The organism is Oribacterium sp. P6A1, assembly GCF_000702885.1.
Classification (GTDB): domain Bacteria; phylum Bacillota; class Clostridia; order Lachnospirales; family Lachnospiraceae; genus Oribacterium.
This window is the reverse complement of the sequence record NZ_JNKO01000010.1, coordinates 32,409-47,871: the sequence shown is the minus strand read 5'-3', so window position 1 is coordinate 47,871 and position 15,463 is coordinate 32,409. Positions and strand designations below refer to the sequence as shown.

13 protein-coding genes are annotated in these 15,463 nt (G+C 43.3%); 11 read left to right on the top strand and 2 right to left on the bottom strand.

The window, feature by feature from the left end:
• Positions 1 to 59 precede the first annotated feature (59 nt).
• From T515_RS08725 to T515_RS08710, 4 genes are all read left to right on the top strand, one after another.
• On the top strand, positions 60 to 1,154 hold the full coding sequence (locus T515_RS08725; protein WP_036610036.1) for a glycerol dehydrogenase: 1,095 nt from the start codon (positions 60 to 62) through the stop codon (positions 1,152 to 1,154).
• Positions 1,155 to 1,576: 422 nt separating this feature from the next.
• A complete protein-coding gene (locus tag T515_RS08720; RefSeq protein ID WP_036609892.1) occupies positions 1,577 to 2,599 on the top strand; it encodes a TRAP transporter substrate-binding protein in 1,023 nt (340 codons plus the stop codon).
• A 27-nt stretch (positions 2,600 to 2,626) separates the two neighbouring features.
• Positions 2,627 to 3,121 (top strand): TRAP transporter small permease, encoded by a 495-nt coding sequence (locus T515_RS08715; protein WP_036609889.1) that lies wholly within the window; start codon positions 2,627 to 2,629, stop codon positions 3,119 to 3,121.
• A gap of 2 nt (positions 3,122 to 3,123) precedes the next feature.
• Positions 3,124 to 4,431, top strand: coding sequence for a TRAP transporter large permease (locus tag T515_RS08710; RefSeq protein WP_036610034.1), 1,308 nt, complete (start codon positions 3,124 to 3,126; stop codon positions 4,429 to 4,431).
• Positions 4,432 to 4,611: 180 nt separating this feature from the next.
• On the opposite strand, the gene T515_RS08705 is transcribed toward T515_RS08710, so the two are convergent.
• Positions 4,612 to 5,529, bottom strand: a complete 918-nt coding sequence (locus tag T515_RS08705; RefSeq protein ID WP_051671586.1) for an AraC family transcriptional regulator — start codon at positions 5,527 to 5,529, stop codon at positions 4,612 to 4,614.
• 159 nt (positions 5,530 to 5,688) lie between these two features.
• Between T515_RS08705 and T515_RS08700 the strand changes: the two genes are divergently transcribed.
• The 3 genes from T515_RS08700 to T515_RS08690 all read left to right on the top strand — a co-directional run bounded on the left by T515_RS08700 (position 5,689) and on the right by T515_RS08690 (position 9,810).
• Positions 5,689 to 6,810: a glycoside hydrolase family 88/105 protein gene (locus tag T515_RS08700; RefSeq protein ID WP_036609886.1), complete on the top strand. Its 1,122-nt coding sequence runs from the start codon at positions 5,689 to 5,691 to the stop codon at positions 6,808 to 6,810.
• A 302-nt stretch (positions 6,811 to 7,112) separates the two neighbouring features.
• Positions 7,113 to 8,393, top strand: a complete 1,281-nt coding sequence (locus T515_RS08695) for an O-acetylhomoserine aminocarboxypropyltransferase/cysteine synthase family protein (RefSeq protein WP_036609883.1) — start codon at positions 7,113 to 7,115, stop codon at positions 8,391 to 8,393.
• 154 nt (positions 8,394 to 8,547) lie between these two features.
• Positions 8,548 to 9,810, top strand: coding sequence for a hypothetical protein (locus T515_RS08690; protein WP_036609881.1), 1,263 nt, complete (start codon positions 8,548 to 8,550; stop codon positions 9,808 to 9,810).
• Between the two features lie 163 nt (positions 9,811 to 9,973).
• Here the strand turns inward: T515_RS08690 and T515_RS08685 are convergent, their stop codons facing one another.
• On the bottom strand, positions 9,974 to 10,822 hold the full coding sequence (locus tag T515_RS08685) for a LysR family transcriptional regulator (protein WP_036609878.1): 849 nt from the start codon (positions 10,820 to 10,822) through the stop codon (positions 9,974 to 9,976).
• Positions 10,823 to 11,128: 306 nt separating this feature from the next.
• Here T515_RS08685 and T515_RS17365 point away from each other — a divergent pair, with 306 nt between their 5' ends.
• The 4 genes from T515_RS17365 to T515_RS08670 all read left to right on the top strand — a co-directional run bounded on the left by T515_RS17365 (position 11,129) and on the right by T515_RS08670 (position 15,343).
• Complete coding sequence (locus tag T515_RS17365) at positions 11,129 to 11,272, top strand: hypothetical protein (protein ID WP_155988339.1); 144 nt, start codon at positions 11,129 to 11,131, stop codon at positions 11,270 to 11,272.
• Between the two features lie 120 nt (positions 11,273 to 11,392).
• The gene (locus T515_RS08680; RefSeq protein ID WP_036609876.1) at positions 11,393 to 13,747 is read left to right on the top strand and encodes a hydratase; all 2,355 of its coding nucleotides are present in this window, start codon (positions 11,393 to 11,395) and stop codon (positions 13,745 to 13,747) included.
• 33 nt (positions 13,748 to 13,780) lie between these two features.
• Positions 13,781 to 14,197, top strand: coding sequence for a VOC family protein (locus tag T515_RS08675; RefSeq protein ID WP_051671585.1), 417 nt, complete (start codon positions 13,781 to 13,783; stop codon positions 14,195 to 14,197).
• 12 nt (positions 14,198 to 14,209) lie between these two features.
• On the top strand, positions 14,210 to 15,343 hold the full coding sequence (locus T515_RS08670; RefSeq protein WP_051671584.1) for a 2-methylaconitate cis-trans isomerase PrpF family protein: 1,134 nt from the start codon (positions 14,210 to 14,212) through the stop codon (positions 15,341 to 15,343).
• Positions 15,344 to 15,463: the final 120 nt, after the last annotated feature.

The following is a 15,463-nucleotide window of genomic DNA, read 5'->3' as shown; positions in this document are numbered from 1 at the left end:
AATTATATACGCATTGTTAATTAATTAACGTTTTCTGATAAGGAGGCACATTTATTATGATGGGCAGGTTAAGAGCAATGCGTGAACCACTCAAGTACGTTCAGGGGCGAGACGCATTAAACAAGTTTTACGATGAGATGGGTTACATGGGCAAGCGCTGGCTGTTTGTATGTTCCAACAGCGGATACAAGGCTTGCCACGACAAGATTGAAAAGAGCTTTGAAGGACATGACGATTACAGACGTTATGAAATCTTCGGCGGAATCTCCAGCAACGGTGAAATAAAGAAGATGCAGGAGATAGTAAAGAGCGACAACATCGACGTTGTTGTTGCCATCGGTGGCGGAAGCGCAGTTGATACAGCAAAGGCTACCGCATATTACGAGGGAAAGCATATAGTTATAGTCCCTACGGTTGCAGCAACAGATGCACCATGTACAGGACTTTCCGTTATCTATAACGATGACCACAGCTTCGACAAGTATCTGTTCTATCCTACAAACCCTGATGCCGTTATGGTTGACTGTAACGTTATAGCCAACGCACCGGTTCATTTCCTTGTCTCCGGAATGGGTGATGCTCTCGGAACATATTTTGAGGGAAGAGCTTCCATCCGTACAGAGTCTTCAAGTCTTGAGGGAACCGGAATAACCAGAGCAGGTCAGGCACTTGCAAAGCTCTGCTATGAGACACTCCGTCAGTATGGAAAGCAGGCCATAGAGGCATGTAAGCTTCACGTGGTTACTCCTGCTCTTGAAAATATAATTGAGGCCAATGTTTACCTCTCAGGTGTTGGTGCAGACAATGTAAACTGTGCAGCTGCCCACTCTTTCTATAACGGTGTCACTGCTGTAGGCTGTAAACATGCGGATCACGGTGATTGTGTGGCTCTCGGAACATTGGTACAGCTTGTGCTTGAAGGTGCAACAAAGGAAGAATTTGATGATGTTCAGAGCTTCTGCCTTGAAGTCGGTCTTCCTGTAACCCTTGAGCAGATCGGAATCACAACAGAAGAGCAGGTTAGAATCATTGCAGAGAATGCCTGCGTACCCGGTGAGACCATTCATAACCTTGCAGGTGATGTCCAGCCATGTGAGCTTTACGATGCCATCATGCAGGCAGATGCCATGGGAAGAATAGCTCTTGGAAAGTAAGTGATCCATTTCAGATTTCAATAATTCTAAGTCTGTGCATATTTTGGGTACAACAGCATTTGAACGATATGGATTTTCTATGAGTCAGATCCTTTTTGAGGGTCTGGCTCTTTTTTTGATTTTTGATAAGAATTACGAACAAAAACCGGTTTTCCTTTTCTAAACCGCAATTTTGTTCGAAAAATCATCAAAAATTGCAATTAAAAAAGATTAATCGAAATGCAAAAATGCTACTATATCTACAGTTAAATGAAGTGACGAAACATCAGAATTTAATATGATGCAAGGGCTGAAAGTATTATAGATTACATGAGTGCCGGATAATTGATGAGCAGAATATACTTTTTACACTTACATCATGATAATTGGCCAATTATAATCTGTTTTTTTCGTATCAATTGTTTTCTGCCAGGAGGTAGTTTATGAAAAAGATTGTCGGTCGCATAGGAGCAGCATTTACAGCCTGTGCGCTTATAGCAGCAGGAGGAACCTTTATAAGTGTAAAGGCTTCTGATTTTAGCGGAAACACTCAGCTAAAACTTGCTCATAATCAGCAGGATGGTTCGGAGATTGCGGACACTATTGCAAAATTCAGTGATTTCACGGAAAAGGATTCAGGCGGAGACCTCAGCATCAAGATATATCCAAGCGGACAACTGGGATCCGAGACAGAAGAGGTAGAGATGGTACAGGCCGGGATTCTTGATATGGCTAAGGTCAGCTCCAACACTCTCGGTCAGTTCGACAACAGATATGCTATTTTTGCTTTGCCTTATCTTTTCACAAGTCAGGAGCATTACTATGAGGCCATGGAAAAAAGCGAGGCTGTAAAAAAGCTTTTTGAATCCACTGCAGATCAGGGATTTATCGCGATAGGATACTACGCAAACGGTTCAAGAAATTACTATCTCAAGAAGGATGTCTGTGTGGATGACCCTTCAGATCTTCAGGGCATGAAGATCCGTTCCATGGTCAGCACAACCTCCATGGGCATGATAGAGGCCATGGGTGCAACTCCTGTGCCCATGTCTTCCAGCGAAACCTATTCAGCTCTCCAGCAGGGAATCGTTGACGGAGCTGAAAACACAGAGCTTGCGCTCACAGTAAACGGACATGAAGATCTGGTGAGTTCCTACACCTACACTGAGCACCAGTATTCTCCGGACATATACATTATCAGCACAAAGACCTGGAATTCTCTTTCAGATGATGAAAAGAAAGCACTTCAAAAGGCGCTTTCCGAGACCAATGACAACTTCAAGGCAGTTTACAATGACATGATGGATTCGGCAATTGAAGAAGCAAAGGAACATGGCGTAAATATCTACAAGGATATCGATAAGACAGCATTCATCGAAGCTGTTCAGCCTATCCATGAAGAATACAAATCCCAGGGCAACGAATATAAAGCGCTCTATGATGACATCGAGCTTTACAGAAGCTGATGAGCCAAAGGCTGGAAAGGAGAAAAAATGACTAAGACAGTAAACAGGATTATCGAAACAATCATGGCTGTCCTTATAGTATGCATGGTCGGTGCCAATTTCTGGCAGATTTTCACCAGATTTGTTCTCAACCACGCAGCTGACTGGACAGAGGAATTTATGAGATATGCACTTATCTGGCTCACGATGCTGGGAGTGCCCTACGCATACGGAAAGAATCAGCATATAGCCATTGAGTTCATCGTTGATACATTTTCGGAAAAAGGAAAGAAACTCAATGCCATCTTTGTAGAAACTTTGATTCTGATACTAAGTGTATCGGTATTTATCATTGGCGGTATCATGGTGACACTAAACGCCAGAGGACAGTTATCCGCAGCACTTCAGATGCCTATGGAGTTCTACTACATGGGAGTACCTGTCGCCGGATTTCTCATGGTTTTCTATACAGTACCGAGACTTATGGAGCTTAGCAGGCAAATTAGAGAAGAGTCAGATGTGACAGAAAGGAAGGCAGCGTGATGATGCAGGCACAGGCAGCTATAGTACTTTTGGTAGTGTTTTTCTTCCTTCTTTTTATGAAGGTTCCAATTTCCTTCAGTATCATTTCTTCCGCACTGGTGACCATAATAATGTTTATGGATCCGCGTTTTGGAATGTTTATTTCAGCCCAGAAAATGGCAAGCGGAATAGATTCCTTCTCACTTCTTGCAGTTCCTTTTTTCATTCTTGCGGGAACTCTTATGAGTAACGGTGGAATAGCACAGAGAATCATCGATCTCGCCATGCTGGTGCTTGGAAGAGTTCCGGGCTCACTGGCTCTTACGAACATCGCGGGAAACACGGTTTTCGGATCACTTTCAGGTTCAGGTATCGCGGCAGCCACTGCCATAGGAGGAGTGATGAATCCTCTTGAAAAGGAGCAGGGGTATGACGAGGCTTTTGCGGCTGCAACCAATATCGCAACAGCTCCTGTAGGTCAGCTGATACCTCCTACCAATGCTTTCATCGTGTACTCGGCTGCAGCCGGCGGAACCTCTGTGGCAGCGCTTCTCATGGCAGGCTGGATTCCGGGACTTCTCTGGGCAGTGCTTTGCGGAGCGGTAGCATTTGCCTATGCGGCAAAAAACGGATACGTTGTAAAGAGAACCGAGAATATAACACTTAAGGAAGCATGGAGCACTTTCTGCCGTGCGGTTCCTTCACTTCTCATGATAGTTATCATCATCGGCGGTATTCTCTCCGGACTTTTCTCGCCGACTGAGGCAGCCGGTGTTGCGGTTATATACGCTTTTATCCTTGCAGTATTTGTTTACAGAAGCATAGGACTTCAGGATATTTACAAGGTTCTCGTTGATGCCGGAACCATGACAACCATCGTTATGCTCATCATCGGCGCATCACAGGTTCTCAGTTTCGTTCTTTCCTTCACAGGTCTTCCACAGGCCATCAGTGCACTGCTTCTCTCGGTGTCTGAAAACAGGATAGTGATACTTCTCATCATAAACATTATCCTGCTCATCGTTGGAACATTTATGGATATGGCACCGGCTCTCATGATCTTTACCCCGATATTCCTCCCGGTGGCGAAGAGTGTGGGAATGGATGAGATCCAGTTCGGAGTTATGATGGTAATGAATCTGGCCATAGGAACAGTCACTCCGCCTGTTGGAAGCGTACTCTTTGTGGGATGTTCAGTGGCAAAACTGAAGGTGGAAAATGTCATAAAGAGACTTGTTTCCTACTTTGCGGTGATTATAGTTGCGCTTTTGTTTGTGACATTTGTGCCCGCAATTTCAGAGTGGCTGCCGAAGACACTTGGACTGATTTGAATAAGCATAGATATGTAGGAGTTATCTTTAGAACATAGCAAAAGAACATGTTTTTATTGATATCTTAATCAACGAATTGAAACTTCTGTCGGGGAAATATAATGCTAATCCCATAGCATTAAAGGGCAGGGGGATTAGCATTAATCGAAAGGAATTAAGTACATACAGTTGTCGGAATCATCATGTCAGATGATCCATCACAGGTATCATGCTTACATACACGTTTCTCTGCTTGCGATACTTCAGAGGCGAGACATTCATATATGACTTGAAGATCTTTTCAAAGTGGGTTGCTGAGTGGTAGCCCACTTTGGAAGCTACGGAATCAATGCTTTCATCCGATTCTTCCAGAAGCTGCTTGGCCGCGCGGATGCGGTAAATGTTTATGTATTCGCGAATGTTATAGCCCGTGACTTCACGGAAAGTACGGCACAGGTAGTACTTGCTGAGAAAGAAATTCTTTGCAAGAAAATCAAGATCGATATCATCCCGGAAGTGTTCCGAGAGATAATCCGCGATCTCGTAAGCATGCTGATAGTTTTTGCTGTCAGATCCGGGTTCATCGAAAGTTATGGTGCGCTTAAGATCTCTGGTCATATGAAGCAGAAGTTCCATGACGGCAAATTCCATGGAAAGCTGATAGTTTGGTTTTTTATCCTGATATTCTTTCTTGAACCTGTAATAGAAATCCATGAAGTTGTTTTGCTGTTCTTCATTAAGATGATATACACCGTAGTTGGTTCTGAAAAAACGGGTGAGGTTAAGGGATGGAAAAGCGGTTTCAATGGACTTCAGGCGATCCGGTGTGATGTAAAGAATGATTCTGTTATGTCCGAAATCATCTTCGCCGGTTGATGTGGTCATATGAATGAGATTTGAATCAATAAGGATCAGATCCCCCTTTGAAGCATGATGTATTCGATTATCGAAAAAGAAATCCCGCTGACCTTCAAGAATATAGAAAATCTCATATTCGGGATGGAAATGCTTCACTCTCATATCATACTGCCCATAGCGTACCTTGTGTTCAACGGCAAGACCGTCTATGGCGCAGAAGAGGGTGAGTTTTTCATTGGCTTCGGTAATTGGTTCAAGCATGATGTTTAGTCCTTATACAGCTAAGTTGCGGAAATGATAATGGGTTAAAGCCTGCAGGTAATTTAAGGCTAAACATCATTATAAAGTGGTGAAGTAAACCTGTAAACCTATGTCGGATATTACGGAAAAAATGTTAATAAGTGAGGAGTTGGAATTCAGATGGAATTAAGTAAAAAGGAAATAGGAAATAAACTTGACCTGGTGATCAAGAAGCTCATGAATCTTGACGGACCGGAGAATGAATCTGATCTTAAGGAAAAAGGAGAGTCCATAGGGTACTTCAAGAGAGATTTCGGCATAAGTGAGTGGGACTGGCCACAGGGAGTTGGTCTGTACGGACTTATCAATAAAATGGATATAGACAGAAACGACGAGTATATGACTTTTCTTAAGGACTGGTTTGACAGAAATCTGGAGGCAGGACTTCCATCCAGAAACATTAACACCACAACTCCGCTGCTTACCCTTTCTGAACTTAACGATAGGCTTAAAGACAAAAGATATGAGGAGCTGTGTCTCAGCTGGGCAGACTGGCTCATGAACTGTCTTCCCAGAACAAAGGAAGGGGGGTTCCAGCATGTCACAAGCGCAAACGGTGACCGTCAGGGGGTACGTCTTAACGAAAATGAGATGTGGATCGACACCATCTTTATGACAGTGCTTTTCCTTAACAGGATGGGGCAGAAGTACCGGAATGAAGCATGGATAAATGAGGGAATCCATCAGGTTTTGATGCACATAAAGTACCTTTATGACAAGAAAACCGGTCTGTTTTATCATGGCTGGACATTCAATGAAAACAACAATTTCGGTGAGGTGTTCTGGTGCCGCGGCAACAGCTGGTTCACACTTGGGATTCTTGACTACCTGGAGGAGTTTAGGGAACCTCTCAATTCAGGTGTGAAAAGTTTTATTCTTGACTGCTACAAATCTCAGGTTTCTGCATTGAAGAATCTTCAGGCGGAGAGCGGTCTCTGGCATACGGTTTTGGATGATACGGAAAGCTATGAAGAGGTATCAGGATCTGCGGCTATTGCAGCAGGAATACTTAAGGGATTGAAACTGGGGATTCTGGATGATTCTTATAAAGCATGCGCCGCTAAGGCTATCAGGGGGATACTGGGCAATATCTCGGAAGATGGAACAGTGCTCAATGTTTCCGGCGGTACAGGAATGGGTATGAATAAAGAACATTATAAAAATATACTCATTGCTCCTATGGCCTACGGACAATCCCTGACTATTCTGGCTCTTGTGGAAGCACTGAGATATTTTAGATAAGAGACTCATAAAACAACACAATCAAAGTCATGTTAATTGTTTGGCAATAAGTACGATTCAAAATTTTGTCTTTTTTGCATGTTATAGATCCAAACTATAGATAGACATAAAAATTTTGAGTTATGTATACCTACTTGATTTGATATATCATCATTTCATCAGAAAGCCTAGCAAACATCTAGGAAATAATACAAAGAATCTTTTGTAAATACCTGACAAAACAAATAAAAAATCAGCAGGGATTTATGAAGGAGCAAGCAGAAAGACATTATCAAAAGATGTATAAAGGGAGGAAATGAGATATGAGCAAGTACAGATTTGAGACACTTCAGTTACACGTAGGTCAGGAGCAGCCGGATCCGGCAACAGATTCAAGGGCAGTTCCGATTTACCAGACAACATCTTACGTATTCAGAAACAGCCAGCATGCAGCTGACAGATTTGGACTTGCGGATGCCGGTAATATCTATGGCAGACTCACAAACTCCACCCAGGATGTGTTCGAAAAGAGAATCGCTGCTCTTGAAGGCGGAAGTGCAGCTCTTGCGGTGGCATCCGGCGCAGCAGCCATAAGCTACACCGTTCAGGCTCTTGCCGCAAACGGCGGACATATCGTAGCACAGAAGACCATCTACGGCGGAAGCTATAATCTCCTGGAGCATACATTACCGCAGTACGGAATTTCCACAACCTTTGTAAATGCTCATGACCTTAATGAAGTGGAGGGAGCTATACAGGATAACACCAGAGCAATCTATCTCGAGACTCTCGGAAATCCAAACAGTGACATCCCGGATATCGATGCCATCGCTGAAATCGCACACAGGCATGGACTTCCGCTTGTTATAGACAACACCTTCGGAACACCGTATCTCATAAGACCAATTGAGCACGGCGCAGACATCGTTGTTCATTCAGCCACAAAGTTCATCGGCGGACATGGAACAACCCTTGGCGGAGTTATAGTTGAGGCCGGAAAGTTCGACTGGAAGGTAAGCGGAAAGTATCCGAACATAGCTTCACCAAATCCAAGTTACCATGGAGTATCTTTCTATGATGTTGTGGGACCCGCAGCATTTGTTACATATGTAAGAGCCATCCTTTTGAGAGATACGGGAGCGACTATTTCTCCGTTCAATGCATTCCTCCTGCTTCAAGGAACGGAGACTCTGTCACTCCGACTGGACAGACATGCCGAGAATACAAAGAAGGTTGTTGAGTTCCTGAAGAATCATCCTAAGGTTGAGAAGGTAAATCATCCGTCTCTTCCGGATCATCCTGATCATGCACTTTATGAGAAGTATTTCCCGAACGGCGGGGCATCTATTTTCACTTTCGAGATTAAGGGCGGAAAGGAAGCAGCATGGAAATTCATAGACAACCTTGAGATATTCTCACTTCTTGCCAATGTTGCCGACGTAAAGAGTCTGGTTATCCATCCTGCAACCACAACTCATTCACAGCTTTCCGAGGAAGAGCTTCTGGATCAGGGCATCACACAGAGCACCATCAGACTTTCCATCGGAACAGAACATATAGATGATATCATTGCAGATCTTGAAAAGGGATTTGCAGCAGTATAAGAATACTATTCAACAACTCTTTTTATAAGACACCTCTTCGTGTATTGTATATATAGAAACAGTTTTGTTCTTATATACCTTTACGAGGAGGTGTTTTTATGTTTGGTCCATTTGATATTTTTGACTTGGATGAGGACGAATAGGATAAAGAGATATGAATAAAAAATTTATCATTTTCATAACCATGGTTTTTTCTGTGATCATTTTATCCGGATTCTCAAGCTGTCATGGACCCCAGTATGAGGAATCCGAAAAGACAGAGATGGAGGAAAAGGGCAGTGCGGTAATGCAGGCCTGGCTGGATGAACACATTCCGGGATCCAAGGTGCTTTCGGCGGAGTCGTATATAGAGAGATATCCAAGTGGTCCCTACTATCTTACGGATATTGTGGACGGAAGCTTTAATGACGGAGAAAAGGACAGAAAGTATGAGGTCAAGATCGAAAGCGGGGAAGTATTTCTCGAAGGAGACATGTCTTTTCTTGCCGAACGGGTAAAGCCCTATATCCTTGAGGTTCTGAGTCTTTCAGGGAGAAGCTCTGAGTGCAGTATCAATGGTTTTAATGTTTCTCTGCAGGAGGAGGCAACTCTTTTCCGAAAAGGAAAAGCATATGGTGAAAAGTCTGTGGATGTCGGAATGCTTCCCGGTGAATTCGTGGTGGCGTTGACCGGAACGGATCCGGACGGGATGATGGAATTCCTGAATCGGAAGGAAGACGATATTATAAACTGGAATCAGGAAGCATGTGCACTTATTGACGAATTTATAAGGCAGTCGGATAACAGACCTGTGATTCACGTAAACGGAGACATTAACATTCCCGAAGATTGTGATCTGCAAAAATACAATATGAAGTTTTTCGATGATTTATACAAAAAGGAAAGACTGTATTTCCGGTATGTTTCTCTCTGCCAGCATCCCGGAAAGCTGAAAGAAGATGTATTTGCCAAGGACAGCATGGGACCATACTACATAGAGGCTCGGTGCAGCGGCAACAGTACTGAATACGAGCGGTATGTAAGAAAACCATTTGATGATTTTTTTATAGAGTATGAGGAAGAATACTATCGGGAGGAAATCCGTAACGGAACTATAACTGTTAAAGAACAGTACAGCAATGATGTGGGACAGCTTTCCATGAATAAGACTGAGAATGGCTACAGCTTCAGCTTCAAGGATAATGACTGGTTCATCTTTACGATATTAACTGACGGAAGCTCAAAACTTTATGAACACGAGTACACAGATCGTTTCGATCAGGCCGCGAATCTGGGCTCAGGCTCCTATGGGGGTAATCGCTACATCAATCATGAGCTTCAATGGAAAAAGAGAAACGATGGGGCTTTGACACTTGCCAATTCTGACGGTACCGCAGCATGGTTTAATAATGCAGATGAGCTTGTGATAAAGGAATAATTTTTATAATAAGGAGAACGATGAAGAAAAGCCAAGATACATTATAATAGTTAAAAAACTTTCGGATAAAACCGGACGAAACTACAGTATGACTCCGGTTCTTCTGTGTTTTAATGTATGTGTTTACCTTGCTGTATTCATTTTCATTGATACGACGGCTGCACTAGCAAGACTTAACCGTCTCTATAAATGCCTGCACCTGGGGAAGCTTGATATATTCCGGCCTGTATAGAAGGTGGGTTTTACGAAGGAAAGGTTCACCTGAGTGAAACGACAAAGGCTCCGTAATCCCTTTTAATTCTGAAAGACATATTGCCGGCAGTATGGACCAGCCGATATTACGTTCTATCATCTGCATGATGGTTTCAACGTCGTTGATCTGCAGTCCTGTATGCCGGCGTATTTTATTTTCATTCATCCATTTACTCAGATCAGCTTCGAAGCTGAAATCAGAAGTTCTGTCCAGAAAAGGTATTTCATTCAGGTCTTTGCCCTTCATTTTTTCATTCATTGCAAGGCAGACATTTTCTTCGAAAAGTACCACGTCGCCTTCCGCCCAGGGATAGTCTCCCCTGATGATAGCTACATTTATTTCTCCGGATATCAGTTCCTTGTATAAATCCGGACTTCTTTTGGCACTTAGCTGTATATCAACCTTCGGATATTTTTCTATGAATTGTTCCAATGTCTCTGCCAGTCTGTAACGGGCATAGTTCACTGCCACACCAACTTTCAGTGTGCCGCTCAGTTCCCCGTCAGGATTTTCCGCAAGGTTTCGTATCTGCTCCATATCATTTTGGATTTTTTTGACATAGGGAAGGATAGATTCAGAAACCGGAGTGGGAACAAGTCCTTTTTTTGATCTGATGAACAACTGACATCCAAGCTCCTGTTCTATACTCTGGACACGCTTTGTAAGAGCTGACTGGGTGGTGTACAGACGCTCTGCAGTTTTTGTAATGTTGTGGGTTTCAGAAAGATCCTTAAGTATCTCTATATCTTTGTCTGTCATAGCTCTGGCGCCTCCTTTGTGAAAAGCCGTTTCTTCTTTTTATATTCATAATACAGATATTAGTTTATATTCCCTGCCATAATTCATTTCCAAATACATACGAAGTATATGTGTCTATAACTAGAAATAGCCTGCAACCAATATTATTATACATGCCTATATGGAATGCATAAACAGGAAATATGTGAATTTTACGCATGAATATATCAATGTTATCATCTGAAGTGTCAAGAGAAAGAAATACAAAAACAGAGAAGCAATATCAGTACAAATGAATTTTCAGATAAACACAAGGAGGAATATACTATGTCAACTATCATCACATTAGCAATCATCGCAGTTGTAATCGGAACATATGAGAAATCAGATTTACATAAGACCTCACATATCACACGTGAAATGGTAAATGGAAGAAACTCACAGATAACTGTACTGAATCAGCCAAGATAATCCTTTGCAATATAAAGATGTTCATTGGCACGGGGCACACTTATGTGTGCCTGCCGTGCATCATAAGTTGGTGATAAATACTTTTGATACTCACATCACAAAGCTGTCCGGGAGGTATATATGATAAGGTTACACGAGGGAAAACATCTCATATTAAACGATGAAAAGCTTGTTTCTATCAAAGAGCATCCGGAGATAAACCAGGAGGATGCAAAAAAAGAGACTCTCACATATCAGATACTAAAGGCCCACAATCAGTCTCGAGATATGGAAAATCTTCAAATTAAGTTTGATGAAATGGGTGTTTATGACAATACCTATGTAGGCATACTCCAGACGGCCGTAGCGTCAGGACTCAAGAAATTCCCGATGCCGACAGTATTTACAAACTGCCATAACTGCCTTGCAGCAGTAGGAGGTACCATAAACACGGATGTACATAAATACGCTGAAACCGCCTGTCACAAGTTCGGAGGCATATTTGTCCCTCCTCATGAGGCAGTCATCCATCAGTACATGCGTGAAATGCTGATAAAGTCAGGAGATATGGCCATAGTTTCCGATTCACATACCCGCTATGGTACGCAGGGTTCGGTTTCCATAGGAGAAGGCGGACCTGAGCTTGCAAAGGCCATGATCGGTAAATTCTATGAGATAAAGTACCCGAAGGTTATTGCAGTACTGCTTCACGGAGCTCCGAAGCCCTGGGTGGGTCCCATGGATGTTGCTCTTACTCTCATCGGTGCAACATTTAAAAACAAATTCGTGAAGAATGCAGTCCTTGAGTTTATCGGTCCCGGAGTCCATTCCATGTCCATGGATTTCCGTAACGGAATAGATACCATGACAACAGAATCAGCATGTCTTTCCTCTGTCTGGGAGACTGATGAAGTGGTCAGAAAATATTTTGAAATACACAAGCGCCCTCAGGACTATAAGCATCTTAAACCCGGTAAGGCAGCCCTTTATGACGCTGTGGTTGAAATCGATCTTGATACTGTCGAACCCATGATAGCCCTGCCATATCATCCTTCAAATGCATTCCCGCTAAGGGAAGTGATTCAGAATCCGGAGAAGTATGCAGCATGGATCGAGGAGCAGGCAGTAAGCACATTTGAGAACACGCCGGACATCCATCCTGACATCAAGGGCAAGATAGTTCCTGTTTCCGGTAATGTTTCTGACAGAGGGTTCCTCACTCATGGATTTACGGTAGACCGCCGTATACGTGTTGATCAGGGCAATATCGCAGGCTGCGCAGCGGGATCCTTTGAAAATATCTATGCCGTTGATGCAGTGGCAAAAGCTGTAGGACACGGCCTCGGACAGTTCCCCTTCAATATTTATCCTGCATCCCAGCCCATAATGGTTGAACTTAACAGAGTAGGTGTAATGAATGACTTAATGATACATGGCATTCGTGTAAAGACCGCCTTCTGCGGTCCGTGCTTCGGAGCATCTGACTGTCCCGAAAACAATGCATTTACCATAAGACATTCAACCAGAAACTTCCCGAACAGAGAGGGCAGCAAACCCGGTCAGGGCCAGGTGGCAAGTGCAGCACTTATGGATTCCAAGTCCATTGCGGCTACTGCATTTAACGGAGGATTACTCACATCGGCTGAAGAAATACAGGATGTATTTAGTACCATGCAGGTTCCCGAGTATGAATTCAACGAAAAGCTGTATGAGAATGTTGTTTACAACGGTTTCGGAAAAGCGGAACCGGATACAGAAATACAGTATGGTCCTGCCATAAAGGACTGGCCTGAGATGTCGGCATTGACAGACAATCTGCTGCTTCGTGTGGCATCGGTCATTCGTGATGAAGTAACTACCACAGATGAACTTATTCCTTCGGGAGAAACAGCTTCTTATCGTTCCAACCCTTATAAAATTTCTGAGTTTACTCTTCAGAGAAAGGATCCGTCTTACGTTCCAAATGCAAAGGAAACTCAAGTATATGAAAAAGCACGACTTCAGGGAGACAGGGCGAAAGTGGCAGAGTTCTACAGTATACTGAAATCGGTTGGTATCGATGCTTCTGATGATACTGTTCTTCAGAATCTGATGAAATCCACAGGTATAGGTTCAGTACTCTATGCAAAGCGTCCGGGTGATGGTTCCGCAAGAGAATATGCTGCTTCATGTCAGAAGGTGCTGGGAGGTCTTGCAAACATCTGCATAGATTATGCAACAAAACGTTACCGCAGCAATTGTGTGAACTGGGGCATGCTGCCATTCACATATCCGGACGACAACATTAACCTTTCAGTAGGAGAATATGTATGGCTTCCCGAAATCAGAAAGGCGGTTAAGAACGGTGAAACCGAAGTTATGGCAACAGTCATTGGTGTCGATGGAAATATACGTGAGATGAAACTGGAACTAAAGGATGTAACAGAATCTGAGAAAAAGATACTTCTCGCAGGTTCCATGATCAACTCATACAGAGAAGATTTAGGGTTGAATTAAAGAATGTAAAAAAACATACAAAGGAGGAAAATCATGGATTTCAATGATCTGAAATTTGAATTCGGGCATGTAGGCATTAACGCACAGAGCCCTGAAGAAGGCCAAAAGATGAAAGCATTTTTTACGGATGTGTTTGGATATAAGAATTATCGTGAGATACCTGCTTCATATTTCACTGAAGACAATAAGATGGAACTCATGAAAAAGATGGGCAAGGGCACCATGGGACATCTTGGTTTCTTTGTTAATGATATGCCTCTTGCCATTAAGTATCTTGAGTCAAAAGGTTATACCATGGACTATGATACTGCACGTTACGATGAAGACGGAAAGACCATAAAGCTGATTTTCCTTGTGGAGGAGATCAATGGGTTCAGGATTCATATAACTGTTAAAAAGGCGCCGTTCTATAAGGAAAATGAACTGGAAGCGATACCGGTTGCAGGATAAAGGAGGAGAATAATGTCAGCATCAGATCAGAAGCAGCGCAGATTTCCATGTGTATATATGCGGGGAGGCACCAGTAAAGCAGTTTTCTTCCATCAGGAGGACCTTCCGGAAAATGAGGAAGAGTGGCCTGAGATTTTTATGAAGGTCATGGGCACGCCGGATGTGAAGCAGATTGATGGAATGGGTGGCACCGTTTCGTCAACCTCAAAGATAGCTGTAATCAAGAAATCAGACCGTCCGGGAATTGATGTTGATTACACCTTCAGACAGGTAGACATCAAGATTCCGAGAGTTGACGGGTCTGCAAACTGCGGAAACATTTCTTCTGCAGTAGGGCCTTACGCTATCGATGAAGGACTGGTGGAAGCAGTGGAGCCTGTCACTATAGTCCGTGTATATAACACCAACACTGACAAGGTAATAGAGGAACATGTAAGAGTTAAGGACGGGCATGCCTGCATGTATGGAGACGAGGAGATTCAGGGTGTTCCGGGAACAGGTTCCCGTATAGACATGTACTTTGAAGATCCTTCAGGTTCCCGCAGCGGAAAACTCTTCCCCACAGGCGCAAAGCAGGAAGTATTTGATGTTCCCGGATACGGGGCTGCAACAGTTACAGTCATTGACTGTTCAAATCCTGTGGTATTTATCAAGTCTTCCGACCTGGGCATTAAAGGAACCGAACTCACTGAGCTGAACAGCAACAAAGATGTCATGGAGCATATCGAGAGAATAAGAGGTATGGCAGCTGTGAAATTCGGGTTTGTTGAGGACTTCATGGAAGCCCGCACAAAGGCTACTTCTGCACCGAAGGTATCCATCATAAGCGAAGCTCAGGATTATGTGAACATGGACGGTGCTGATGTTTCCGGTGAAAAAATGGATATATGTGTACGTGCCATTTCCGTCGGACAGCTTCACAAGGCATATCCTATGACGGTTGCCGTCGCAACAGGAGCTGCAGCCAAGATTCCGGGAACCATCGTAAATGAAATCGTGAAAGATGTACCCGGAGATATCATTCGTCTCGGACACTCTTCAGGAGTAACTGAAGTTGATATGAAGATGGACGGCGAGAAAGTGCTGAAGGGCGGAGTTACCCGCACAGCCAGACGAATAATGGACGGATATGTATACATAAGGTAAAACAGAAGCTTTTTATAGAGTCCAATAATGCAAATCCCCACTTTGTGGAGAGTCTATACTCATATGTACAGTTTGTTTGGCTATCATATCAAAATATAATTTAAGCGGTAAAACATCCGG

What these genes read in the sequence shown, in the direction of transcription:
- T515_RS08725 (WP_036610036.1), top strand. Translation starts at nt 60, where the DNA reads ATGGGCAGGTTAAGAGCAATGCGTGAACCACTCAAGTACGTTCAGGGG.
- T515_RS08720 (WP_036609892.1), top strand. Translation starts at nt 1,577, where the DNA reads ATGAAAAAGATTGTCGGTCGCATAGGAGCAGCATTTACAGCCTGTGCG.
- T515_RS08715 (WP_036609889.1), top strand. Translation starts at nt 2,627, where the DNA reads ATGACTAAGACAGTAAACAGGATTATCGAAACAATCATGGCTGTCCTT.
- T515_RS08710 (WP_036610034.1), top strand. Translation starts at nt 3,124, where the DNA reads ATGCAGGCACAGGCAGCTATAGTACTTTTGGTAGTGTTTTTCTTCCTT.
- T515_RS08705 (WP_051671586.1), bottom strand. Translation starts at nt 5,529, where the DNA reads ATGCTTGAACCAATTACCGAAGCCAATGAAAAACTCACCCTCTTCTGC.
- T515_RS08700 (WP_036609886.1), top strand. Translation starts at nt 5,689, where the DNA reads ATGGAATTAAGTAAAAAGGAAATAGGAAATAAACTTGACCTGGTGATC.
- T515_RS08695 (WP_036609883.1), top strand. Translation starts at nt 7,113, where the DNA reads ATGAGCAAGTACAGATTTGAGACACTTCAGTTACACGTAGGTCAGGAG.
- T515_RS08690 (WP_036609881.1), top strand. Translation starts at nt 8,548, where the DNA reads ATGAATAAAAAATTTATCATTTTCATAACCATGGTTTTTTCTGTGATC.
- T515_RS08685 (WP_036609878.1), bottom strand. Translation starts at nt 10,822, where the DNA reads ATGACAGACAAAGATATAGAGATACTTAAGGATCTTTCTGAAACCCAC.
- T515_RS17365 (WP_155988339.1), top strand. Translation starts at nt 11,129, where the DNA reads ATGTCAACTATCATCACATTAGCAATCATCGCAGTTGTAATCGGAACA.
- T515_RS08680 (WP_036609876.1), top strand. Translation starts at nt 11,393, where the DNA reads ATGATAAGGTTACACGAGGGAAAACATCTCATATTAAACGATGAAAAG.
- T515_RS08675 (WP_051671585.1), top strand. Translation starts at nt 13,781, where the DNA reads ATGGATTTCAATGATCTGAAATTTGAATTCGGGCATGTAGGCATTAAC.
- T515_RS08670 (WP_051671584.1), top strand. Translation starts at nt 14,210, where the DNA reads ATGTCAGCATCAGATCAGAAGCAGCGCAGATTTCCATGTGTATATATG.